The 22368-nt window shown below is 59.4% G+C and carries 22 protein-coding genes and 2 tRNA genes; 13 read left to right on the forward strand and 11 right to left on the reverse strand.

Features of this window, described 5'->3' with window-relative positions; all coding sequences use genetic code 11:
* The first annotated feature begins 7 nt into the window (after positions 1–7).
* From GBCGDNIH1_RS20700 to GBCGDNIH1_RS20715, 4 genes are all read left to right on the forward strand, one after another.
* The gene (locus GBCGDNIH1_RS20700) at positions 8–2266 is read left to right on the forward strand and encodes a membrane protein (protein WP_043452945.1); all 2259 of its coding nucleotides are present in this window, start codon (positions 8–10) and stop codon (positions 2264–2266) included.
* Positions 2267–2365: 99 nt separating this feature from the next.
* Entirely contained in the window at positions 2366–2875 is a 510-nt protein-coding gene (locus GBCGDNIH1_RS20705; RefSeq protein ID WP_011632344.1) for a TspO/MBR family protein, read from the forward strand.
* A gap of 56 nt (positions 2876–2931) precedes the next feature.
* Positions 2932–3528 (forward strand): hypothetical protein, encoded by a 597-nt coding sequence (locus tag GBCGDNIH1_RS20710; RefSeq protein ID WP_157692017.1) that lies wholly within the window; start codon positions 2932–2934, stop codon positions 3526–3528.
* A gap of 110 nt (positions 3529–3638) precedes the next feature.
* Positions 3639–3713 (forward strand) — tRNA-Thr (locus tag GBCGDNIH1_RS20715).
* 20 nt (positions 3714–3733) lie between these two features.
* Here GBCGDNIH1_RS20715 and GBCGDNIH1_RS24860 read toward each other — a convergent pair.
* Positions 3734–3895 carry a hypothetical protein gene (locus GBCGDNIH1_RS24860; RefSeq protein ID WP_157692018.1) on the reverse strand — a complete coding sequence of 54 codons (162 nt, stop codon included), beginning with the start codon at positions 3893–3895 and terminating at the stop codon, positions 3734–3736.
* A gap of 85 nt (positions 3896–3980) precedes the next feature.
* On the opposite strand from GBCGDNIH1_RS24860, the gene GBCGDNIH1_RS24865 reads away from it, so the two are divergent.
* Positions 3981–4115 (forward strand): Crp/Fnr family transcriptional regulator, encoded by a 135-nt coding sequence (locus GBCGDNIH1_RS24865; RefSeq protein WP_011632346.1) that lies wholly within the window; start codon positions 3981–3983, stop codon positions 4113–4115.
* A gap of 136 nt (positions 4116–4251) precedes the next feature.
* Here GBCGDNIH1_RS24865 and GBCGDNIH1_RS20725 read toward each other — a convergent pair whose 3' ends face one another.
* The 7 genes from GBCGDNIH1_RS20725 to GBCGDNIH1_RS20755 form a co-directional block, all read right to left on the reverse strand.
* A complete protein-coding gene (locus tag GBCGDNIH1_RS20725) occupies positions 4252–6423 on the reverse strand; it encodes a Hint domain-containing protein (RefSeq protein ID WP_011632347.1) in 2172 nt (723 codons plus the stop codon).
* Positions 6420–7670: an autotransporter strand-loop-strand O-heptosyltransferase gene (locus GBCGDNIH1_RS20730; RefSeq protein ID WP_232449637.1), complete on the reverse strand. Its 1251-nt coding sequence runs from the start codon at positions 7668–7670 to the stop codon at positions 6420–6422. The genes GBCGDNIH1_RS20725 and GBCGDNIH1_RS20730 overlap by 4 nt, the downstream gene beginning before the upstream one ends.
* Before the next feature lie 300 nt (positions 7671–7970).
* A tRNA-Gln gene (locus GBCGDNIH1_RS20735) sits at positions 7971–8045 on the reverse strand.
* A 97-nt stretch (positions 8046–8142) separates the two neighbouring features.
* Positions 8143–9693, reverse strand: a complete 1551-nt coding sequence (gene purH / locus GBCGDNIH1_RS20740; protein ID WP_043454166.1) for a bifunctional phosphoribosylaminoimidazolecarboxamide formyltransferase/IMP cyclohydrolase — start codon at positions 9691–9693, stop codon at positions 8143–8145.
* A gap of 120 nt (positions 9694–9813) precedes the next feature.
* Positions 9814–10251, reverse strand: a complete 438-nt coding sequence (locus tag GBCGDNIH1_RS20745; protein WP_043452948.1) for a hypothetical protein — start codon at positions 10249–10251, stop codon at positions 9814–9816.
* A gap of 222 nt (positions 10252–10473) precedes the next feature.
* The gene (clpS, locus tag GBCGDNIH1_RS20750; protein ID WP_038512569.1) at positions 10474–10821 is read right to left on the reverse strand and encodes an ATP-dependent Clp protease adapter ClpS; all 348 of its coding nucleotides are present in this window, start codon (positions 10819–10821) and stop codon (positions 10474–10476) included.
* Between the two features lie 157 nt (positions 10822–10978).
* Positions 10979–11320, reverse strand: coding sequence for a phasin family protein (locus GBCGDNIH1_RS20755; protein ID WP_025287052.1), 342 nt, complete (start codon positions 11318–11320; stop codon positions 10979–10981).
* Positions 11321–11777: 457 nt separating this feature from the next.
* On the opposite strand from GBCGDNIH1_RS20755, the gene GBCGDNIH1_RS20760 reads away from it, so the two are divergent.
* The 6 genes from GBCGDNIH1_RS20760 to GBCGDNIH1_RS20785 all read left to right on the forward strand — a co-directional run bounded on the left by GBCGDNIH1_RS20760 (position 11778) and on the right by GBCGDNIH1_RS20785 (position 18718).
* Positions 11778–13067 carry a D-alanyl-D-alanine carboxypeptidase family protein gene (locus tag GBCGDNIH1_RS20760; protein ID WP_072563966.1) on the forward strand — a complete coding sequence of 430 codons (1290 nt, stop codon included), beginning with the start codon at positions 11778–11780 and terminating at the stop codon, positions 13065–13067.
* Between the two features lie 185 nt (positions 13068–13252).
* Positions 13253–14566 (forward strand): NAD(P)/FAD-dependent oxidoreductase, encoded by a 1314-nt coding sequence (locus tag GBCGDNIH1_RS20765; RefSeq protein WP_011632354.1) that lies wholly within the window; start codon positions 13253–13255, stop codon positions 14564–14566.
* Between the two features lie 111 nt (positions 14567–14677).
* Positions 14678–15481, forward strand: coding sequence for a type I methionyl aminopeptidase (map, locus tag GBCGDNIH1_RS20770; protein ID WP_011632355.1), 804 nt, complete (start codon positions 14678–14680; stop codon positions 15479–15481).
* Positions 15482–15513: 32 nt separating this feature from the next.
* Positions 15514–16329 carry a RadC family protein gene (gene radC / locus GBCGDNIH1_RS20775; protein WP_011632356.1) on the forward strand — a complete coding sequence of 272 codons (816 nt, stop codon included), beginning with the start codon at positions 15514–15516 and terminating at the stop codon, positions 16327–16329.
* 100 nt (positions 16330–16429) lie between these two features.
* The gene (locus GBCGDNIH1_RS20780; RefSeq protein ID WP_238595331.1) at positions 16430–17131 is read left to right on the forward strand and encodes a response regulator transcription factor; all 702 of its coding nucleotides are present in this window, start codon (positions 16430–16432) and stop codon (positions 17129–17131) included.
* A 21-nt stretch (positions 17132–17152) separates the two neighbouring features.
* Positions 17153–18718 carry a sensor histidine kinase gene (locus tag GBCGDNIH1_RS20785; RefSeq protein ID WP_011632358.1) on the forward strand — a complete coding sequence of 522 codons (1566 nt, stop codon included), beginning with the start codon at positions 17153–17155 and terminating at the stop codon, positions 18716–18718.
* A gap of 27 nt (positions 18719–18745) precedes the next feature.
* Here GBCGDNIH1_RS20785 and GBCGDNIH1_RS20790 read toward each other — a convergent pair whose 3' ends face one another.
* A complete protein-coding gene (locus GBCGDNIH1_RS20790) occupies positions 18746–19426 on the reverse strand; it encodes a YjbE family putative metal transport protein (protein WP_025318730.1) in 681 nt (226 codons plus the stop codon).
* A 129-nt stretch (positions 19427–19555) separates the two neighbouring features.
* On the opposite strand from GBCGDNIH1_RS20790, the gene purB reads away from it, so the two are divergent.
* Together purB and GBCGDNIH1_RS20800 are read left to right on the forward strand one after the other, a co-directional pair.
* Positions 19556–20887, forward strand: coding sequence for an adenylosuccinate lyase (gene purB, locus GBCGDNIH1_RS20795; RefSeq protein ID WP_025287060.1), 1332 nt, complete (start codon positions 19556–19558; stop codon positions 20885–20887).
* A gap of 38 nt (positions 20888–20925) precedes the next feature.
* Entirely contained in the window at positions 20926–21648 is a 723-nt protein-coding gene (locus GBCGDNIH1_RS20800) for an NRDE family protein (RefSeq protein ID WP_011632361.1), read from the forward strand.
* Here GBCGDNIH1_RS20800 and GBCGDNIH1_RS24870 read toward each other — a convergent pair.
* Positions 21584–21835: a hypothetical protein gene (locus tag GBCGDNIH1_RS24870; RefSeq protein WP_157692020.1), complete on the reverse strand. Its 252-nt coding sequence runs from the start codon at positions 21833–21835 to the stop codon at positions 21584–21586. The genes GBCGDNIH1_RS20800 and GBCGDNIH1_RS24870 overlap by 65 nt on opposite strands.
* Before the next feature lie 166 nt (positions 21836–22001).
* The gene (locus GBCGDNIH1_RS20805; protein ID WP_157692021.1) at positions 22002–22358 is read right to left on the reverse strand and encodes a hypothetical protein; all 357 of its coding nucleotides are present in this window, start codon (positions 22356–22358) and stop codon (positions 22002–22004) included.
* Positions 22359–22368: the final 10 nt, after the last annotated feature.

Below are 22368 nucleotides of genomic sequence, written 5' to 3' on the forward strand. Positions count from 1 at the left end.
GGATTTGATGCAGACCGATCATATCTCCGCCTCTGATCATATCTCCGCCTCTCTGGGGTTTCAGCCGCTTCTGCCGCTCTGGCTGCTGGGAACACTGGGGGTTCTGTGTCTGCTGGCGCTGCTGCCCGCGCTGCTGCGCCGGGCGCGGGGCTGGCCATGGCGGCTGGCCGCCTTCGCCGCGCTGCTGATCTGGCTCGGCGGTCCGATGCTGGTGCGGGAAACGCGGCAGGGGCTGGCCGATATCGCCCTGCTGGTGATCGACCAGAGCGGGTCCATGGCGCTGAAGGACCGCACCAAGCTGGCCGAACAGGCCCGCAGCATTCTGACGCGGACCATTCCCCAGCCCGGTCGTGCTGGTGAACCTCCGCTGGAACTGCGCACCGTCACCGTACCGGAGCATGGCCGTGACGGTACGAAACTTTTTGCCGCCATCGCGCAGGGGCTGGCCGATATTCCACGCGACCGGCTGGCTGGAATCGTCGCCGTCACCGACGGGCAGGTGCATGACGTGCCGCCCTCCATTGCCAAAGGCACGCCTCCGGCTTTCAACGCGCCGCTGCATGTGCTGCTGACCGGGCGGGGCGAGGAAACCGATCGCCGCCTGCGCATGATCGAGGCCCCGACCTACGGCATTGTCGGCAAGACCGTCTCCCTGCGCGTGGCGGTGGAGGATCTGGGCGTCGCCAACCCTGCCAATGGGGCCTCCCCTGGGGCCTCCCCGGGGGCGGAGTTGACCCTCCGCCGTGATGGAGAGGCTCCGGTGACGTACACCGTGCCGATCGGGCAGGAATACCCCATTACCCTGCCTGTGACCCATGAGGGGCCGAGCGTCATCGACATGACGGCGGCAACGCTGCCGGGAGAAGTCTCGACCATCAACAACCACGCTGTCGTCACCCTCAACGGGGTGCGGGACCGGCTGCGCGTGCTGCTGGTCTCCGGCGAGCCGCATCAGGGCGAACGAGCATGGCGGCGGCTGCTGAAAGCCGATCCCTCGGTCGATCTGGTGCACTTCACCATTCTGCGGCCACCGGAAAAAGACGATAATACACCCCTCAACGAACTCTCGCTGATCGCCTTTCCGGTGCGGGAGTTGTTTCAGCAGAAAATCCGTGATTTCGATCTCATCATTCTCGACCGGTTCCAGAACCGGGGGATTCTGCCGCAAATCTACCTGCGCAACATCGCCGATTATGTGCGGCAGGGCGGCGCCCTGCTGATGACTGCCGGGCCGGAATATGCCAGCCCGGTGAGCCTCGCCAATTCTCCGCTGGGGGAGGTGCTGCCCGCCATGCCGCATGGGCAGGAGTCCGACGATCCGCTTTCTGCCGTGATAGAAGGCGGGTTCCGCCCGCAGGTGACCCCACTCGGCACCCACCATCCGGTGACGGAGAAACTGCCCGGCGCACCGGGAGGGGGAAAAGATACCGCTTCGGAATGGGGATCGTGGTACCGCTATATCGCCACGGACAGCCCGGATAATCCGGGGCATGACCAAACGGGGCATGGCCAAACTGTGCTCGCCACCCCGGATGGCGCGCCGCTGCTGATTCTGGACCATGTGGGCAAAGGGCGGGTGGCGCTGCTGCTATCCGACCAGATCTGGCTATGGTCACGCGGACATCAGGGGGGTGGTCCTCAGGCGGAGCTGCTGCGTCGCGTCGCACACTGGGCCATGAAGCAGCCTGAGCTTGAGGAACGCGCCCTGACGGCACAGATCACGCAGGGGCGTCTGACAGCCCTGTTGCGCAGCCCGGAGGATATTGCCCCCGGCACGGTGACCGTGACCGATCCTGACGGCAAGGACACCAGCGTTCCCCTGCATATCACCGGGCCGGGGCGGGCGGAGGCCAGTCTACCCGCCGCCACACCCGGTGTCTGGCGCGTGCGTTATCGTCCGCCGCTGTCTGCTGAACCCGCTTCTCAGGAAGGGGACAAGGCTGCATCCTCTGAACTGACTGCTTTCGTGGCGGCATCCCCGCCTGATCCGGTGGAGGTCGCCGATCTCCGCGCCACGGCGACCGTGCTGAATGGCGCAGCCCGGCTCAGCGGTGGCAGTGTGCAATGGCTGTCGCCCGCAGGGGTACCCGCTATCCGCCGCGTCTCCATGGACGCGCACGCCGCTGGAAATGGCTGGATTGGCCTGCGCCGCAATGATGCCCATCTGGTGACCGGAATTGATGCGCTGCCGCTTTTACCCGGCTGGATCGCTCTGCCGCTGATCCTGTTGCTGATCCTGGCAGCGTGGCGGCGTGAGGGACGATAATTGGGACACATGGGGGAAGACTGTTCAGCCTGATGCATCCGCAATTTTTCCACTGCGTCACAAGCAGGACGACACAAGAAACACGACAGGGAAACAGAAATGGCCAGACAGCCCGATTTTCATGAGAATAATCAGGATGCCGCGTCTGCGCGCTGGTCTCCGACAGTGGCGCTGGCGGGATTTATCGCTTTCTGCCTGCTGGTGGCAGCCGTTGATGGTGTCTTTACGCAGGGCGGCGTGCGCGACTGGTATCCATCACTCACCAAACCGCCCGGAACACCGCCGAACTGGGTCTTTCCGGTCGTCTGGACCACGCTATATATCATGATCGGTGTAGCAGGCTGGCTGCTATGGCGCCGCAGGGCATGGAGCACGCTACGCCTGTGGGGCTGGCAGATTCTGATCAACGCGCTGTGGAACCCGATTTTTTTCGGCCTCCACCAGATCGGGATCGCGCTGATTGTGATTATGGCGCTGCTGGCCCTGATTTTTCGTTGCATCCAGCGCTTTAAAGCGATTGATGCTCTGGCGGCGTGGCTGTTTGTGCCATATGCCGTATGGGTCTGCTATGCTACCTATCTGAATGTCGGCTTCTGGTGGCTGAACTGAACCGCATGCACCCGCCTCTGCCATCGGGCACCGGGCGGAAGGGAGTATTCATTCTGATGGCGTATCGCCTGACTTCTTCTTTGTCGTTTCGCACACGCTGTGGCGGTATTCTGGCGGTTCTGGTGACCACCCTCTGCATTGTTCCGGAGCATACTGCGCAGGCGCAGGGCATGGGTATGCACAACAACCCGCACGCCTCAGAACCCAAGGTGCAGCAGGCTCCTCCCCCCTCTCTGCCCGGCTCCAAACCTGCCAGCCATACGCCGGTGCCGCCGCCCGACAAATCGCTGGCCGATATGCAGCCGAATGACGCCCTGTTCGATGCCATCAACCGCGGCGATGTCCCTGCCGCCCGCGACGCCCTGTCACGCGGCGCGCAGCTGGAGGCACGCAATGTGCTGGGCATGACCCCTCTGGAGCTGTCGGTGGATCTGGGGAGGAACGAGATTTCCTTCCTGCTGCTCTCCATGCGTCCGCCCCCGGACAGCGCCGCCGTCATCAGCGGTCCAGCCCCTAAACCGGTTGCTACAGCCGGCAAGGGGACCAGGAGCAAGGGCAGCAAATCCCATCATGAGGATAGCGCCGCAATCTCCGCCACACAGCCGAAACAGGCCAGCGCCAATGAAACAGGCTTTCTAGGCTTTAATCGCTAGCTCTTATGCGTCCGGTCGGCCGGGAAACAGTCCGACCGGAAAAGACTGTGCGGAAAGCGGATTGCAGAACACCGCCAGTTATGTCTAAAACCCCTCCCACTCACCAGCGGGCCGGGTTAGCACAGTGGTAGTGCAGCGGTTTTGTAAACCGAAGGTCGGGGGTTCAAATCCCTCACCCGGCACCAGTTTGGATGGTTGGGTGTGCTCAGCTTTTCCAGACAATCTGATCGCCCCTTTGCATCGCCTGCACGGCAGAGCGCACCTGTCCATGTGCTGCCGTCATCATAACAAGCGGGAGATTGTTTCCACGGCTTTCCAGATGCGCCTGAAGCTGCCCCCCATTAAACCAGGCATTGATCCACATCATCCGTGGCTGCGCCCGTGCAATGTGGCTGATGGAGGATGGCAGGCGACAGCGGGTTATGCCGGGCCTCCAGACAGCGTGTGAAAGATTGCCTGGTTTTCCGGATGACATGCGCGACCGGCTGGATGAAGGGCCAGGCAATGCCATCATCCTGCCCATGAGCCGTAGCGACATCGCCGATTATCCGGGCCTGACGATTGAAACCATCTCTGCCGCACCTTGACAGCGTTACGGCGGGAAGGACTGGTCAACATCTGTAAATCCCAAATTTTGCTCCTTTCCCGTCCTTTCCTCAAGCTGAACGATGCCCCCCATATCGCGCAGGTGCACTGACACGATATGGGGGGAGAAGCCTCAGATCAGGCTGTTACCGCCATATCCATGCCGACCGTCTTATCAACCGGATAAGGCCCTCCAGCCCTGATCTGAATCGCCAGCAGCGCGATACTGTCAGGGGCACGCTCCCCAAGTGGCAGAACGGCATTGCCGTTGGTCCAGCGGCAAGGCACGGCCTCCATCGCACCCCACCCCGGCAGGTCGCTTTGTCTTAGATGACACTCGATATGACGAGTGGACGCGGCCTCGAACAGAAGAACCTCGCCAACCAGCACCCCGAGTTGCCGACGATCATCGACGAACGGGCCGATCATATCGCAGGGACGGCTGCTGCGGGAGGCGATGCGCACATCCCTGACATCTCCCGACACCATGAACATGACACGATCCTCGGTCTTGCGGACAGGACGGAGGATCTGCCCACCATCGGTCACCAGATGCAGCGCCGCATCATCCGTCAAACGGGCTGTGACCGTGCGGTCAGGAAGACCGGCCTGTTCCGCGCGGGCCTCGATCTGACGGAACAGCGGCTCGACAAAATCCCGCGATACACAGAGAGGCGCCGCGGCAGCGTTCCAATCCAGATTGCGCCGACCATTGATCGCCACAACGCGGCCTTTGCTCTGGAAGGCATAACGGTTACCGGTATCGAGATAGCTTTCCGTCAGAACACCATCCGCTTTGATCACCGAATGGGTCTCGGTTTCGATATGATAGCAATCATAAACCATGAAGGTTTTATCATAGAGGATAGAACGCCCATTCACGAGCATTCTCACCGGAACGAAGGCTCCGTCGAGGAACAGGCAATGTTCACCCGTGATCAGCATATCCTTGCACGGGACATCTGGAGCAATAGCATCTTTCAGCACGCGCACCGGATAGCCGGCAAGATCATCAGGAACGGAAGGCTGGACCCGCATCTGTGATTTCCCAACCCATGTCACCTTGCGGACAGAGACTGTTCCACCATGATAGGTGACGATCTCATCCCCAACCTCAATGTCCTGTACAGGAACATCTCCCCGCGCCAGCGTGATCATGCTGTCAGGCAGGAAGCAGGGCGCCGATCCATCGATACCGGCATAGGTCACCAGCCTGCCGCCACCCGCCACGGTCGTCGGCTCTGTAACGGTGGCACCGGCAGAGACCGTCATGGTGAAAGCACCCGCCGAGGCATTACCCAGATAAGGGGACGTGACCGTAGCACCGGACATGACTGTCACATTGGCGGCACTATCCGCATCGGGGCCGCTATTGATATAGGTGTCGTTGATGGAACTGCCCCCGGCGGAAATCCTGACCACATTCGAATTATAGGTATTTCCCGACACCACCCCGCCATTGGCAACGACCAGATAGCCGTTCACTTCCAAAGAATCCGTCATCGTACCGCCATTGAGCACGGAGACCGTCGGAACACCGCCGGCAATCGTCGCCCCGGACACGACCGCGCCGCTGGAAATGGTCAGCGTGTTGATGCGGGACATCAACACAGGGCCGGTGACGGATTGCGTACCGCTCTGGTAATAGGTCACGCCGCTGATATTGACCGCAGACCAGTTGCCGCCGCTCAGAAAGGTGAAACCTGAAAGCGGGGGCTCGGTATTCGGGGTTCCACTGCCATATGTGGCCGCCATGGAAACGACAGAGCCAGAGGTCGCCGTCAGCGCAGATACATGTGCGCCGGAGGATACAACGGCAGTCGCGCCCGCCCCCACTGTCAGCCCGGACACATTCGCACCGGAGCCGACGACGACACGCAAGCCATTCACTGTTCCACTGTTGAAAGTCGCCCCATTCAACGTCCCGCCTGACGTCACCGAAACGGTCGCAGCGCCATCCGCAGCGGGGCCATCATTGACAAAGGTATCATTGATGGAACTGCCGCCAGCGGCAATCGTCACCACATTCGAATTATAGGTATTCCCCGATACAACCCCGCCATTGGCAACGATCAGATAGCCGTTTACCTCGACAGACTCCGTCATGATGCCACCGCTGAGAACAGACACGGTGGGAACGCCTCCATCCAGAATGGCACTGGAAACAACCGCGCCGCTGGAGATAGTCAGCGTGTTGATGTGGCCCAGCACCACCGGTCCGGTCACCGAAGTCGCGCCGCTTTGATAATAAGTCGTGCCGTTGCTATTGACGGCGGACCAATTGCCGCCACTGAGATATGTAAGGCTCATTGAGGTCTGGCTCCATCGCTGTTGAGTGCTGCCATTGAAGGAATTGTCTTGATGGTTGAAATAACCGCTTCAGGCGTAATCAAACGTGAGCATTCAAACTGCCTGTCCGTGTTTTCATGGCGCGGACACCAGAAAATATTATTGTGATCAAACATGATTCTGGGATCATTCCAGCAGGAATTACAGGCATTCCAGTTGATGACCCGGTATGGCGTATAAAATTCGTTGGTCGGGTGGGTAAAACCCGAAATCAACACGACATCAATCCCGACTGCCCAGGCCAGCCAGGAAAGTCCTGAGCTGGTACCAATAAAAAATTCGGCATGGGTCAGCCAGCGTACACGCTCTTCCAAAGGACGATTACCGGTCTGATCCTCGCAGCCATGTGGAAGATGGTTCCAGACCCAGTTTTTGCCATGTACCGATTTCTGATCGATACAGATCACCCGCAATCCCTGATCTTTCAGGAATTTGATGACCTCTCTCCATCCATCGGGATTGTTCCAATATTTGCACTGCGATGATGCCTGCGCGGCAATGCAGACATAGCGCTCCTCGATGGGTCTGGAGTCATCACGGACAGCGATTGCAGGCCTGACCTCACCCGGATCGACACCCAGTATATAGGCCGCCGTCTTGTGGAGGCCGACATGCCGGAAGTCGCTGGGCTGCCAGTTATTTTCGGTATCCGTAAAGAACAAACCAATCCGGTAGGTTGCATAGGCTCGTTCCTGCAGATCGGACTTGGCCAGAACTTCCTTCGTGGTGAATTCGATGTTCGGATACTGATCCTTGAACAAGGCAATAAATTTATCAGCAACGACACAAATCGTTCTGGCGCCTGTTTTCTCCTGAAAGCGCGGCACATAGGAGAACCAGCCAATCGCATCTCCCAGCGTGCCAACCGGGATCTGGATCAGGATGATCTTGTCGGCCGGATCGAACTGATGATGGAAAACATCCCTGATACTGCCATCATCGGATACAAAAAAAACCCTGATCTCATAGCGCAGAAAATATCGCTTCGCCGATTGCAGACGACCATTTTTCAGATCGCCGTGGTACAGGATTACGCCAGATGCCTTATCACGCAGTGTCACCCGCCAGACACCATCCTCCCGCTCTGGAAAATGGACTCTGGCACCGTCGTTGAAATCAAAACGAATATCCTCAACCCCTTCCTGCGTCGGGACGGACGGAGCGGGAAGATATGCCCCTCCATGGAGGCAGGCAGACTCTGCAACCAAAACAGGAAACCCCTTATTTGCGCTGATTTTCAATCAAGAAAATAGGACAACTATCTTTTTCAAAGACAACAAAGCTTTATTTTGCAATGTAATTGATAACCCAGCCACGCTAACACAATATTATTTATATAGTTTCAAGAATTATTATTAAATAATTCTTTATTTGTGATTGAATATTGATTTGTTATTTTTCTACTGCTGGTAATATTTTTATCCAGCCATCAGAGACTGCCGGCAGCCACCTGAACGCAGAAAGGCGTGCAGGATAATGGCACGCAGCTGGTTTTTATCTGAACAGGCTGGCTGGGGCGGGAGGATTCGAACCTCCGCATGGCGGAATCAAAATCCGCTGCCTTACCGCTTGGCTACGCCCCAACATGCCGTAACGCGGAGGATCAACCGGACAGGCAATCCTGCGCACCGCCGCTTGATAAGCGGAACCGGCGCGCAGGTCCATCCCCCTGATCAGGATTTAGTGCCGGAAATGGCGCATACCGGTGAACACCATGGCCAGACCGGCCGCATCCGCCGCGGCGATCACCTCATCATCCCGCACCGAGCCACCCGGCTGGATCACGGCCGTGGCACCAGCGGCAGAGGCGGCCTCCAGACCGTCGGCGAAGGGAAAGAACGCATCCGACGCCACCACGCTGCCTGCGATCAGCGCGCCGCCTTTCTGGGCGGCAATGCGGGCGCTGTCGACGCGGCTCATCTGCCCGGCACCAATGCCGGTGGTGGCCAGATCCTTCGCATAGATGATGGCGTTTGACTTCACATGCTTGCAGACGCGGAAGGCGAACAGAAGATCGCGCCATTCCGCATCGGTTGGTACCCGCTTCGTCACCACGCGCAGATCCTGGCGCTGGATGCGGCCATTATCGCGTGTCTGCACCAGCAGGCCGCCCGCCACGCTCCGCACCGCCATGCCCTGCTCAGCCGGGTCCGGCATGCCACCCGTCAGCAGCAGACGCAGCGCCTTCTTGCGTGCCACGATCTCCAGCGCGGCCTTATCCGCATCGGGGGCGACGATCACCTCGCTGAAAATGCTGGTGATGCGCTCGGCCGCTTCTGCGTCCAACGTGCGGTTGAGGGCCACGATCCCGCCGAAAGCCGAAACCGGATCGCAACGCAGCGCCAGATCCCACGCTTCCGCCAGACTGGCCGCCGAGGCGACGCCACAGGGATTGGCGTGCTTGACGATGACGACACTCGGCTGCTCGAACTCCGCCACGCATTCAAAAGCGGCATCGGTGTCGTTGATATTGTTATAGCTCAGCTCCTTACCCTGAAGCTGACGCGCAGTGGCAACGCCGGGACGCGCGCCCAGCGCATAGAAGGCGGCGCTCTGATGCGGATTCTCGCCATAGCGCAGACCCTGCCTCAAGCTGCCGCCGATGGAGAAATGACGCGGAAATTCCTCCTGAACCGTCCCCTGGGTCGCAAACCAGGTTGCAATGGCGCTGTCATAGGCCGCCGTGCGGGAAAAAGCCGCCGCCGCCAGCCGACGGCGCAGCGTGGCATCCGTGCCGCCATGCGCGGTGAACTGCTCCAGTACTGCATCATACTGCGCCGGATCGGTGACGATGGTGACGTGGTCGTGGTTTTTAGCCGCCGCACGGGTCAGGGCGGGGCCGCCAATATCAATGTTTTCGACACAGGTTTCGAAATCCGCGCCGGAGGCAACGGTGGCTTCGAACGGGTAAAGATTGACGCAGACCAGATCAATCGGAGCAATGTCGTGCTCATTCATCTGCGCGACATGCTCCGGCAGATCACGACGACCGAGAATACCGCCATGGATCTGCGGCACCAGCGTTTTCACCCGCCCATCGAGAATCTCGGGGAAACCGGTATGCGCTGAGACATCCTTGACCGCCACTCCCACCTCCCGCAGCGCCGCGGCGGAACCGCCGGTGGAGAGAATCTCCACCCCGCCAACTGCAAGCGCCTTGGCAAAGGGGATTAACCCGGTCTTGTCAGAGACGGAAATCAGGGCACGACGAATAGGGGCGGTAGCGGTCATGATGGGTGCGAACTCCGGCTTGAAGACTGCCAGCGTGTCTCCCAAGCCGTGCGCGGCGACAAGAGCCTTCGCCGCATGCCCGCCCCTCTGCTGTCTTATGGGCCTCCTGCCTTTGGGAAGTCAGCGGGCGGCGTGAAGCTCCGGCCGCACTGGCAGGTTCTGGGCTTCGCGCACCGCCACCCAGGCTTTCGTCACAGCGTCGGAGAACATCATCCCGGGTGCCTTCTGACAGACGCGATAGACGGTGCGGGCGCGTTCGATCTTGTGCGGGGTGCTGTCCGGCAGCTCTGCCGTCGGCAGTCCCTTCGCGGCGGCGTTGCTTTCCAGAGTGCGGAAAGCATCATCGATTGTCTCGAACCAGCCGATCTTGCGGGAGGAAATATGGTTGCGCACCACCATCGCTTCGATCCGGCGACTGTTGACCACCTCCCCCACCGCAGCGCTGTAATCGGCGCAGCGCGGGCGATAGTTGTCCGTGGCGGCCTGAGCCTGTTTGACGGGCAGAAAGCCACTGACTGCAACAGCCACAGCGGCAAGCCGGGCAAACGGATGAAGCATCTTCCTGGAAAGGTGCATGATGGGTGATCTCCGGCACGTCGGTTCGACAGACCCGGCGGTAATGCCGGATATGTCTCATTTAGACATGTCGAACGGCGGATGCACCCATCTTCGCACCTGCACAATACTATGTCACAATCCGGCAGATGTTCTGCAATATAAGGCCGTTTCAAGGCAACGCAGAGAGAGCGTGAGAAGGAATGCCTCTCTTTTGTCTCGGTGCTATTCTTTCTCGATCGTGCATTGCAGGGGATGCTGGTTATGGCGGGCCAGATCCATCACCTGCGTTACCTTGGTCTCGGCGACCTCATAGGTGAAGACACCGCAGACCCCTACCCCGCGCCGATGCACATGCAGCATGATCTGGGTCGCTTCTTCGCGGGTTTTCTGAAAAAACCGCTCCAGCACATGCACGACGAACTCCATCGGCGTGTAATCGTCGTTCAGCATCAAGACCTTATACAAGGACGGCTTGCGTGTTGCCGGGCGCGTTTTCGCAATCAGTCCGGTGCTGGTGCCATCCCCGGCATGACCCTGCCCGTGCTCATCGCTGCCATGGATATCGATCATGGTATTCTTCCCGTCATGAAGCCGTACCATGCGCCGCTTGGGCGCGGCGCGTTCCAGCCTACCATATCGGATCAGGGCTGGCGGGGGAAAGAGGGAGCAGGCAGGGAAAAGCACCTGATGCATTCTGCAGGCACAAGCACACCGGAAGCGGGATCGCTCACCCCATCCGATCGACGGCAGCAGAGACACGCTCGGTCAGAGGGGCCAGCGCCTGCTCCGCCACCCGCATGGAAGCATCAGCCAACCGGCTGGTATCCACCACGGCTTTTTCCATCACATCGCGGGCAAAGCTGTTCTGGACCTCAATCATATCCTGCACGGAGCGGGTTTCCGCCATACGGCGCATGGCATTGGTGGCCGTTTCCAGACCATCCTGAGCACTGGCAAGCCATTGACGGGACAGTTCCTGAAACCCGCTGGCCCAGACCTGACTGCACTGAAGCAAGGCGTCAAAATTGTCGCGATGGAAGGCCATCAGATCGTCAGGGCCTGGAATCATGCTGTATCATTCCCGTTCATCCCGCGCCGGGAGGGAGCGGAGGAGACGTTCAGACTATACGGCCTGGTCTGTCCGGCATGGGCAGGCGTCATTAATTACCATGCCCGGACCGTCATCAAACATGAGCCGTCATGTTGCATTGCAACACGAGGTGTCAGGTAGCCCTCCCTCCCGTTAAAGTCAATGACGGCAAGGCTTCCTCATCGCCGCCAGCCTTGCCGGATGGCTCAATGATGACAGTTCCGCAACACCGGGGGGTTATCCGCCACGGCCAAGAACCGCTCTGCAAATCATCTGTTAACATACCGGAAATATTGCTTTTCCCGGCAAACGACGCTGGACAGCAGCCGTGCTCGCCTATTAGGTTTAATAATGCATGGGGGGATGGACCGTGGGGCGTATAAAAGCTGACAGAGCGCAGGCAAGCCGGGCCATTGCAGCAGAGGAGACACCCGTCATGATGGTGTCCCCTCTCCGCCGCAGCTGGCGCGCCCGGCTTACCCCCGCCCTGTTCGGCAAGATCGTCCTGCGCAGCACCATCATCGGCGGGCTGCATGTGTCTGCAGGAGCCGCGTTCCTCACCACCGCAGCAACCGGTTTTTCCACTACGGCCTACGCCCAGATCGGTTCCGAGCGCTACAGCTCCATCGTCGTCGATGCCAATACCGGGGCTGTTCTTTCCGCCTCCAGCCCCGATGAACTGCGTCACCCCGCCAGCCTGACCAAGATGATGACGCTGTATATGCTGTTCGAGGCATTGCGGGATCGCCGGGTCTCCCTTGATGATCTGGTTCCGGTCTCCGGTCATGCCGCCTCCATGTCGCCCTCCAAGCTCGGGCTGGTCCCCGGCACAAGGCTGACGGTCGAGGAAGCCATTCTCGGCCTGGTGACCAAATCCGCCAATGATGCCGCCGCCGCTGTCGGTGAGATGCTGGGCGGTAGCGAGGAGCAGTTCGCGCAGATGATGACCATCCGCGCCCGTGCGCTCGGCATGACCCGCACCGTGTTCCGCAACGCATCCGGCCTGCCGGACCCGGACCAGATCAGCACCGCCCATGATATGGCTGTGCTGGCCCGTCATCTGATTCTCGATTTCCCATCTGAATATCGTTACTTCAGCACGCCCAGCTTCGTGTTTCACCGCCATGTGATCCCGAACCATGATCGCATGCTCTCCATCTACCCGGGTGCGGACGGGCTGAAGACCGGTTATACCAATGCATCCGGGCTGAATCTGGTCACATCCGCCCTGCGGAGCGACGTCAGGCTGATCGGCGTGGTGTTCGGCGCCTCCAACAAATATGAGCGCGACAGCCATATGGCAGCGCTGCTCAATGCCGGATTCAGGCAGGAAGGCGTGCAGTCTGACGGTATGGCTGTGGCACAGGCACGGGCACCGTCCTTCATCTCCTCCGCCCATGCGTCGGCCATGCCGGTTTCCGCACGGATGCGGGTGGCCCGCCATCAGGCGCGCGTTCCTGCCGCACGGGAGGTCGAGGTGGCCGAGGCCCCCGTCATGCCGCGCAGCAGACTGCACCGCTCCGTCTCCGTGGTGCAGGTCGGTGCTTTCAGCACCCGTGCCGCCGCCCAGCGGGCTGCGACCGGAGCCGCCCATCAGGATGGCGGCAAGGTGCAGGTGACACCCGTTATGGTGAAGGGACAGAAGCTGTGGCGGGCACAGGTCCAGAAAATCTCATCTCTCGTCAAACCATCCAAGGCACGCCACACACAGGTGGCGGCCCGTTAAGCCCTCCTGATTTTTTCGGCTGACGGCCTTATATCTGTTCCAGCTACCCGCCAGGGCGGCTTCCCGGAAGGGGCGAAATGTTTTTCCATTTCGCCCCATTGCTTGTGCACATTTGCTGACAGGGCCTGCACAGCCTGCCCCCTGTCGATTTCTGTCGATCAAAAATCGTGAGGATACAGAATTCCATGAATCAGGCGCATCGGATCGTGGTCGTGGGCGGTGGAGCCGGTGGACTTGAACTCGTCACCGCTCTGGGCAACACGCTGGGGAAACATGGCAAGGCCCATGTGACACTGATCGACCGCGCACGGGCGCATGTCTGGAAGCCTCTGCTGCACATCATTGCCGCCGGCAGCATGGATCCCGGCGAACATCAGGTGAACTATCTGGCGCAGGCAAAATGGAACCATTTCGACTTCCGACTTGGGGAGATGATCGGGCTGGACCGGCAGGCACAGCTGGTTCATCTGGGCGAAATGCGGGATGAGGAAGGGCGGCAGATCACGGCTCCCCGCTCCATCCCTTATGACACGCTGGTCATCTGCCTCGGCAGCGTGACCAATGATTTTGGCACGCCGGGCGCGGCTCAGTATGCTGTGCCGCTGGATACCCCGACCGAGGCCGTCCGCTTCAACCGTCGCCTGTTGAATGCTTGTATCCGCGCGCAATCTCAGGATGGTCCGCGGCACCCCGGTCAGCTGCATGTCGCGATTATCGGCGCGGGGGCCACCGGCAGCGAACTGGCCGCCGAGCTGCATCGTACCGCCCGTCAGATGGTGGCCTATGGCCTCGACCGGATCGACCCGCAACGGGACATGCGCATCATGCTGATAGAAGCGGCGTCACGCATTCTCCCTGCCCTGCCGGAGCGTATGTCGGTCGCGACCGAAGAATTGCTGAAAGAGCTGGGGGTTGAGGTCATGACGAACTGCCGCGTGGCTGAAGTACGGGAAGACGGGGTGCAACTTTCCTCCGGTACATTCCTGCCGGCCGAGCTGGTCGTGTGGTCAGCCGGAGTCAAAGCCCCGGATTTTCTGCGCGACATTGACGGGTTGGAAACCAATCGCGCCAATCAGCTGGTGGTCGAACAGACGCTTCAGACCACCCGTGATCCGAACATCTTCGCCTTCGGCGACTGTGCCGCCTGCCCGCTGGATGAGACCGGGCGTCTGGTCCCCCCGCGCGCCCAGGCGGCTCATCAGCAGGCCAGTCACATGGTCGGGCAGATCAAACGCCGCATGGCCGGAGAGGCGCTCAAACCCTATCATTACCGGGATTTCGGTTCTCTGGTTTCGCTGGGACGCTACAGCACGGTCGGTAATTTGATGGGGTCTCTGGTCGGCAAGAATATGTTTATTGAGGGCTATTTTGCCCGACTGATGTATCGTTCGCTCTACAAGATGCATGAGGTGGCCGTGTCAGGCTGGTGGCGTACCATGGTGGATACACTGGCACGCAGCCTGTCCTCCCGCGTGGAACCGACCGTGAAACTGCATTGACGTCAGGGCAGGGTGTTTCTATTGCCCCGGGTTCAGGCGGCATATTGCCGCGCGCTGGTATAGTGGGTCAGAGTGGCGGAATATCCGCATTGAGGCCGGGGAGTGGATTGAATGGACGGTGAGTCCGACTCAAAGCGTATCATCCTGCATCGGCCGGAGGATTTCGTCGGCATGCGCGCAGCCGGACGGCTGGCGGCAGAGACGCTGGATTTCATCACTCCCCATGTCCGCCCCGGCATCACGACCGAAAAACTGAACCAGCTGTGCCATGATTTCATTGTCGATCATGGCGCCATTCCCGCGCCGTTGAACTATCGCGGCTTCCCGAAATCGATCTGCGTCTCCATCAACCACGTCGTCTGTCACGGCATTCCCGGTGAGAGAAAGCTGGAGGATGGCGATATCCTCAATATTGATGTCACCGTCATTCTGGATGGCTGGCACGGCGACAGCAGCCGCATGTATGCGGCCGGCACCCCGGCCACCAAAGCCCGCGTGCTGATGGATGTGACCTATCAAAGCCTGATGCGTGGCATCGAAGCGGCAAAGCCCGGCGCAACACTGGGCGATATCGGTCATGCGATCCAGAGCTTTGTGGAAAGCAAGCGCATGTCGGTTGTACGGGATTTCTGCGGTCATGGAATTGGCCGTACCTTTCACGCCGCCCCCAATGTGCTGCATTACGGTCGCCCCGGCAGCGGTAGCGTGCTGAAACCGGGCATGTTCTTCACCATAGAGCCAATGGTGAATGCGGGCCGTCCGGACGTAAAGGTTCTGGACGATGAATGGACCGCAGTCACACGGGATCGCAGCCTGTCCGCACAATATGAACATATGATTGGCATCACAGAGACAGGCGCTGAAATTTTCACCCTCTCCCCTGCCGGATACAATGCGTGGCCCTATCCAGTCTGACGATACGCGAAAGAAAATAGGAAACCGGCGGAATGGCTAAAGGCGTCGGAGAAGCTTCTGGCCCGCTGGGCAGACATATCCTGCGCCAGGAAACATCGGTTTCCGAAACCCTCTCCCCCGCGCGCTCTGTCGAGGATGTTGCTGCCAACTCTGCCCTGGTGACATCCGTTCCTCCCGGCAAAGGAACCGAGGGGCATCGTGCCAGGATGCGCCAACGGCTGCTGACGCATGGGCCGGAGGCGCTGGCGGATTACGAAATGCTGGAGATGCTGCTGTTTCTGGCGCTTCCCCGCCGCGATACCAAGCCGCTGGCAAAAGACCTGCTGAACCATTTCGGCAGTTTTGCAGCCGTCATCAGTGCATCCCCCAGAGAACTGACCACCATCAAGGGAGTGGGAGAAGCAGGTGCCGCGGCGCTGGCTCTGGTGCGGGCGGCATCGCTGCGTTTGCTACGCGCCGATGCCGTGGCACAGCCGGTATTGAACAACTGGGAAAGGCTGATCGCCTATCTCAACGCTTCTCTGGCGAGGGAAAAGAACGAGCAGTTCCGGGTGCTGTTTCTCGACAACCGCAACCAGCTGATCGCGGATGAAATACTCGCACATGGCACGGTCAATCACGCACCTGTCTATCCACGGGAAGTCGTGAAACGTGCCCTGGAACTGCATGCGACCGCCCTGATCGTGGTCCACAACCATCCCAGCGGAGATCCCACCCCATCCGCCGAGGATATCCGTATGACCAGAGAATTACGGGAAGCCGGGCGTCTTCTCTCGCTTGATCTGCATGACCATGTCATCATCGGGCGGCATGGCTGGAGCAGTTTTCGCAAGCAGGGCCTGCTGTGACCATATCCACGCTTATTGCCTTCAAATATAATGCGCCTTTTAATTGCCGCTTCGGCAAGACTATTCTTAATGACGAAGGACGGTAGCCATGGGAAATAACATGACACGCGTACTGGTCATAGAAGACGATGAAGAAGTCGGTCCGTCCCTTCAGTCAAATCTGCTTGCCCGTAACTACGATACCCAGCTGGCGATCACAGGTACGCAAGGGCTGGAGGCAGCAACCAAATCCGGCTTCGATGTTATGATTGTTGATCGGATGCTGCCTGAACTGGATGGGTTAAGTCTGATCGGACGATTGCGGGAGCAGAATATTCAGACACCTGCCCTTGTCCTGAGCGCGCTTGGGGCAGTGGATGATCGTATCGAAGGACTACGTGCGGGCGGGGATGATTATCTCGTCAAACCTTTTTCGCTGGAAGAACTCGTAGCACGAATCGAGGCGCTGGTCCGGCGCCCGGTCAGTCAGGCCAGCCTGCAACTGCGCGCTGGCCCGCTGCGGCTGGATCTGCTGAACCGCACGCTTTCCTGCGAGGACAAAACGGTCGATCTGCTGGCCATGGAACTGAAGCTGCTGGAATACATGATGCGGCGTCCTGATCAGGTGGTGACCCGGGCGATGCTGCTGGAAGACATCTGGCGTTATCGTTTCCTGCCGGAAACCAATCTGGTCGATGTGCATATGGGCAAACTGCGTCGCAAGCTGGCCGAGGCTGGCGGTGACGGGCTGATCCATACCGTCCGCGGTGCCGGTTTCATGCTGCGCATTCCCGCCGAGACCAGCCACCTGCCCTCCGCCTGACATCCGGCAGGACACGCTCTTTTGTCATCCAGCCATGCGCCGCCGAACACATCCAGTCCCGCCTCCCTCCCTGCCGTGATCAGGGAAATCTTCCACACCACCACCTTCCGGCTGGCAATGGCACTGGGAGGATCATTCCTGCTGGCCATTCTGTGTCTGTTTTCATTCATTTATGTACAGACATCCATTCTGGAAACCGAACGTGTAGACAGAACGCTGGCGCATGATGCCAGAGAACTGGTCGCGGATCGTATGGAGGATACGCTCCGCGCCGTTGATCTGAATGTCGTGAATGATCTGCACCGGGTGACACTGGTTGGTGTTTTCGAGGCCGATGGCACGCGCATTGTCGGCAATCTGCTGCATCTGCCTACGTATCTGCCGGTAGATGGGGTTGCGCATGGCATCAAACTGCTGCGTCTGGCTGGCGAACATAGCGTGCGCGAAAAAATGCGTGCCGTCGCTCTGCGTATTCATGACGGACGGATTCTGATTCTGGCCCGCAATATCGAACAACTGGATGAATTGCGGCATGTGGTGCTGGGTGCCCTGCTGATGGGGGTCGTGCCTGCCGTTATCCTGGCGCTGATCGTGGCGGTATGGATCAGCGCAAAGACACTGGATCGTGTGCGCGATTTCCATACCTCCATTGCCCGGATCATGAATGGCGACCTCAGCGAACGACTGTCCCTGCGGGGCGGAGACGGAGATTTCGACCGGCTCTCTAACAGCATCAACGGTATGCTGGACCGTATCGAGGATCTGATCCGCGATCTGAAAAGCGCGGGCGACAATATCGCGCATGATCTGCGCACACCGCTGACACGGGTACGGATGCGGCTGGAACAGGCCCGCTCAGCACAGGATCTTGATTCGGCCCATGCCGCCATTGATCTTGCCCTGAATGGGACGGATCGCACGCTGAGTATTATTACGGCCCTGCTGCGCATCGCGGAAATAGAGACGGGTCAGCGGCGCTCCCATTTCAGTGCGGTCAACCTGCCGGACCTGCTGTCCGACCTTGAAGCACTGTATGGCAGCATCGCAGAAGATGCCGGGCTGACACTTGGGATTACCACCCCGCCCCCGCCTGTTCCGGCCATCTATGCCGATGCCGATCTGCTGATGGAGGCGCTGGCCAATCTGGTCGGTAATGCCATCAAGTTTACGCCCGCACCGGGGGATATCATGGTGGAAGCGTATCTGGCACATGATGGCGCCATGCTGATCAGCGTCAGCGATACAGGCCCCGGCATCTCGGCTTTCGAGCGCGAGCTGGTTACCCAGCGCTTCTATCGATCCGATCGCAGCCGCCATGTGGAGGGAACAGGGCTGGGACTCAGTCTGGTCGCAGCCGTAGCCTCCCTGCACGGCTTCAGCTTCACACTGGCGGATCTCAATGATATGGCCCATCACAGGCGCAAACATGGCATGCCGGTCGGCTGCATTGCCACACTACGCTGCCCGCGGGAATCCGTACTTTACCATGCCTCCTCCAACCGGGAGGAAGAACCGCGCGGAAACCCATCAGCCTTTCCGCGCTCTCAAGAGACACTCCCGATACAGCCCCCGACCACACCGCCATAAGCCTGCCCCACGGTCGGGAAATCCACCTCATCCTGCCACCAGCTGATGCAACCGGCCGATGCCGTGACGCAGCCACATCGGTACCCAGCCTGGTACGCCGGCCTCGGTATCGCTGAATTCCTGCACACCATCCCAGATCATTTTCAGCGCGACATACAGCACCACTGCCAGCCCGACCCACGCGATCCAGCGATAACGGGACAGCAGATTCGCCAGCGCATTGGCCACTACCCCCATCAGCACCACCGACAGCACCAAACCCGCCATCAAGATATAAGGGTGCCCCTCTGCCGCACCAGCCACGGCCAGAACATTATCGAGGCTCATGGAAAGATCGGCGAGCACAATCTGCGTCATCGCCTGTCGCATGGTTTTGGTCGGAGGGGATAGTTCGAGATGCGGTTCCTGACGGCGCAATTCCCTATACATGCGCCAGCAAACCCAGAGCAGCAGCAAGCCACCAGCAAGCGTCAAGCCGATGATTTCCAGAAGCTGCAACGCCAGCAAACCCGCCGCGACACGGATACCTGTTGCAATGGCAATGCCCCAGAACACCGCTTTACGCCGCTGCTCGGCCGGCAGTCCTGCCACAGCCAGCCCCACCAGCAGCGCATTATCACCCGCCAGGGCCACATCAATGAACACGACCTGAAAAAATTTGATCACCGCAGGGCTGAAAACCAGTCCGTCCGGAAAGAGAGAGTCCATTATCTTTTCCATCCTCTACCGGGTTAAAGGCCCGGCCTGTTCCCCCGCCCACACGACAGGGGTTGCCAAAACGGTGCAGGCGGGTTTCTACCTTCCTCTCCGCCCGCTTTGGAAGACGAGATCCCGATCATGGTTCCCCGCTATACCCGCCCCATCATGGCCGCCATCTGGGCGCCGGAAAACCGTTACCGCATCTGGTTCGAGATCGAGGCACTGGCCGCCGAGGCCATGGCACAAACCGGTATGATCCCGGAAGAGGCTGCCCGCACCATCCGCGAGCGCGGCAACGTCAAGGTCGCCACCATCACCCAGGCCGATCTGGACCGGATCGACGCGATCGAGGCCGAAACCCGGCATGACGTGATCGCCTTCCTCACCTGGCTGGCCGAAGGGATCGGTCCCGATAGCCGCTTCGTACATCAAGGCATGACCTCCAGCGACGTTCTGGACACCTGCCTGTCTGTACAGATGACACAGGCCGCCGACATCCTGCTGGCTGATCTGGACGAGGTTCTGGCGGCGCTGAAAGCGCGGGCGATCGAGTTCAAATACACCCCCACTATCGGTCGCAGCCACGGCATTCATGCGGAGCCGACCAGCTTCGGCCTGAAACTCGCCGGGCATTATGCCGAATTCGCCCGCAACCGGAAGCGGCTGGAGCAGGCCCGCGCGGAAATCGCCACCTGCGCAATCAGCGGCGCGGTCGGCACCTACGCGCATCTCGACCCCCGTATCGAGGCCTATGTAGCCGAGAAGCTGGGATTGAGCGTGGAACCGGTCTCCACCCAGGTCATCCCCCGTGACCGCCATGCCGCGTTCTTCTGCACGCTGGCAGTGATCGCCAGCGGGATCGAGCGACTGGCGATCGAGGTCCGCCACCTTCAGCGCAGTGAGGTGCGGGAGGCTGAGGAATTCTTCCATGCCGGCCAGAAAGGCTCCTCCGCGATGCCGCATAAGCGCAATCCGGTGCTGAGCGAGAACCTGACCGGCCTCGCCCGCGTGGTGCGGGCCGCCGCGGTTCCGGCGCTGGAAAACGTGGCGCTGTGGCATGAGCGGGATATCAGCCACTCATCCGTGGAGCGCGCCATCGGCCCCGATGCGACGGTCACGCTTGATTTCGCGCTGGCCCGTCTCGCGGGCATGATGGCAAAGCTGACCGTCTACCCCGATCAGATGAGCAGCAATCTGGAGAGTCTCGGCGGTGTGGTGCACAGCGGGGAGGTTCTATTGGCCCTCACCCGTGCCGGCATCCTGCGCGAAGATGCGTATCGTATTGTCCAGCGCAATGCGATGGCGACATGGACCAAGCTCGGCCTGCCAGATGCGCGAGGCTTCCGCGACAACCTGCTGGCCGATCCTGAAGTAGCAGGTCGCATCACCGCCGAGCAGATCGACGCGGCCATGGACCCATCGATGCATCTGAAACATGTTGATACCGTGTTCGCCCGCCTGTTCGGCTGAACCTGAGGTATAAAAGGGGCGGCTGAAGGAGGCCGGGCATGTGCACTCTGGTCCTTCTCCACCGTCCCGGTACGGACTGGCCGCTGTTGATCGCCGCCAACCGGGATGAACGACTGGCGCGTCCCTGGCTGCCTCCTGCCCGGCATTGGCCGGATATGGCGGTCACAGGTGGACTGGATACCGTGGCGGGCGGGACATGGATGGCTATCAACGATCAGGGCGTGGTGGCCGCCGTGCTCAATCGCACCGGCACGCTCGGCCCTGTTGCTGGCAAACGAAGCCGGGGAGATCTTCCCATTCTCGCTCTGCACTATCGCAGTGCAGAGGAAGCCGTGCAGGCAATCGCCCAACTGGATGCAGGTGCGTGGCGCGGCTTTCATCTGGTGGTGGCCGATCGGAGCCATGCCTTCTGCCTGATCGGCAAAAGTTTGCCCGGGAAACCAGAAGTTATCCCACTAAAAGCGGGAATCAACATGTTCACCGCTCATGATCCGCATCATACTCCCAGCCCCCGCGCAGCACGCTTCCTACCGATTTTCCAGACAATTGCTGCTCCCTCTCTGCCCGACTGGGGTGCATGGCCCGCAATCATGGCCAACCAGGACGCCCCCCACGAAAGCCGCATTTGCCTACCTGAAAAAAATGGATATGGCACTGTCTGCAGTTCTTTGCTGGGTGTTTCCTCCAACAACGATCTCATCTGGCAATTTGCTCCGGGTAATCCGCATACAACCAAATACAGGCCTGTAAAGATACGCTGATAAAATAGTCGTAGCCTGCCCCAAATTCAGAAACTTGCTGTGCACGCTTAAAACCATCCGCATCCGCCGCAAGCGTGCTGGAATCAGCGCCATTACGCCGATCTTTCTCAAGCTTCTCAGAGGCCGCCTGAACATCACGATCGGCTTTGTCGCGATAAGATTTCGCAACCTCGCCGCTGACCATCATGCCGAGTTGGGTAAAGCCGTAAGGCAGCGGATTTCGTGACGTTCTCGCTGCTGAGCCGCGTGTATTGTGCGCAAATTATAATAGGGTATTCTCGATCGAGAGCAGGATGATATGCTGCCCGTATTTAGTTCAACTCCGCGCGCCCGGGCGGCATTATTTTATTTCTTTATTTTAACATATACAACTTTGCCCATCCCACAAATGATGGGGAAAGGGGCCTCTTTAGCCCCCCTATATTAAAACCCTTTATTAATTCTTTACCATATGCAGTAGAGTATAATTGATAGCCATACCAGGCTGCAATTCTATCATTATCTTTATCAGTACCTCTATCACGATCTTTATCGGTATTCTTTATATTCTCTATAGCCTGCCATATAGATATTTCTGTTCCAGTATCAATATCTGCTATGCCAGTTTTACAAGAGGCTTCGACAAAACCAATCACCCTATCCTTCCATGTCGATTCGCCTGTAATCTGATCATACAATTCTATTTCAGGAAGAATACTATAAGTAGCCATCTCCGTAATG

Source organism: Granulibacter bethesdensis CGDNIH1, assembly GCF_000014285.2.
Taxonomy (GTDB): Bacteria; Pseudomonadota; Alphaproteobacteria; order Acetobacterales; family Acetobacteraceae; genus Granulibacter; species Granulibacter bethesdensis.

What these genes read in the sequence shown, in the direction of transcription:
- GBCGDNIH1_RS20710 (WP_157692017.1), top strand. Translation starts at nt 2,932, where the DNA reads ATGGCGTATCGCCTGACTTCTTCTTTGTCGTTTCGCACACGCTGTGGC.
- map (WP_011632355.1), top strand. Translation starts at nt 14,678, where the DNA reads ATGGACGGTGAGTCCGACTCAAAGCGTATCATCCTGCATCGGCCGGAG.
- GBCGDNIH1_RS20705 (WP_011632344.1), top strand. Translation starts at nt 2,366, where the DNA reads ATGGCCAGACAGCCCGATTTTCATGAGAATAATCAGGATGCCGCGTCT.
- GBCGDNIH1_RS20765 (WP_011632354.1), top strand. Translation starts at nt 13,253, where the DNA reads ATGAATCAGGCGCATCGGATCGTGGTCGTGGGCGGTGGAGCCGGTGGA.
- GBCGDNIH1_RS20790 (WP_025318730.1), bottom strand. Translation starts at nt 19,426, where the DNA reads ATGGACTCTCTCTTTCCGGACGGACTGGTTTTCAGCCCTGCGGTGATC.
- GBCGDNIH1_RS20805 (WP_157692021.1), bottom strand. Translation starts at nt 22,358, where the DNA reads ATGGCTACTTATAGTATTCTTCCTGAAATAGAATTGTATGATCAGATT.
- GBCGDNIH1_RS20755 (WP_025287052.1), bottom strand. Translation starts at nt 11,320, where the DNA reads ATGATTCCAGGCCCTGACGATCTGATGGCCTTCCATCGCGACAATTTT.
- GBCGDNIH1_RS24860 (WP_157692018.1), bottom strand. Translation starts at nt 3,895, where the DNA reads ATGATGTGGATCAATGCCTGGTTTAATGGGGGGCAGCTTCAGGCGCAT.
- purH (WP_043454166.1), bottom strand. Translation starts at nt 9,693, where the DNA reads ATGACCGCTACCGCCCCTATTCGTCGTGCCCTGATTTCCGTCTCTGAC.
- clpS (WP_038512569.1), bottom strand. Translation starts at nt 10,821, where the DNA reads ATGATCGATATCCATGGCAGCGATGAGCACGGGCAGGGTCATGCCGGG.
- radC (WP_011632356.1), top strand. Translation starts at nt 15,514, where the DNA reads ATGGCTAAAGGCGTCGGAGAAGCTTCTGGCCCGCTGGGCAGACATATC.
- GBCGDNIH1_RS20800 (WP_011632361.1), top strand. Translation starts at nt 20,926, where the DNA reads ATGTGCACTCTGGTCCTTCTCCACCGTCCCGGTACGGACTGGCCGCTG.
- GBCGDNIH1_RS20725 (WP_011632347.1), bottom strand. Translation starts at nt 6,423, where the DNA reads ATGAGCCTTACATATCTCAGTGGCGGCAATTGGTCCGCCGTCAATAGC.
- GBCGDNIH1_RS20700 (WP_043452945.1), top strand. Translation starts at nt 8, where the DNA reads ATGCAGACCGATCATATCTCCGCCTCTGATCATATCTCCGCCTCTCTG.
- GBCGDNIH1_RS20760 (WP_072563966.1), top strand. Translation starts at nt 11,778, where the DNA reads ATGATGGTGTCCCCTCTCCGCCGCAGCTGGCGCGCCCGGCTTACCCCC.
- purB (WP_025287060.1), top strand. Translation starts at nt 19,556, where the DNA reads ATGGTTCCCCGCTATACCCGCCCCATCATGGCCGCCATCTGGGCGCCG.
- GBCGDNIH1_RS20745 (WP_043452948.1), bottom strand. Translation starts at nt 10,251, where the DNA reads ATGCTTCATCCGTTTGCCCGGCTTGCCGCTGTGGCTGTTGCAGTCAGT.
- GBCGDNIH1_RS24870 (WP_157692020.1), bottom strand. Translation starts at nt 21,835, where the DNA reads ATGATGGTCAGCGGCGAGGTTGCGAAATCTTATCGCGACAAAGCCGAT.
- GBCGDNIH1_RS20780 (WP_238595331.1), top strand. Translation starts at nt 16,430, where the DNA reads ATGACACGCGTACTGGTCATAGAAGACGATGAAGAAGTCGGTCCGTCC.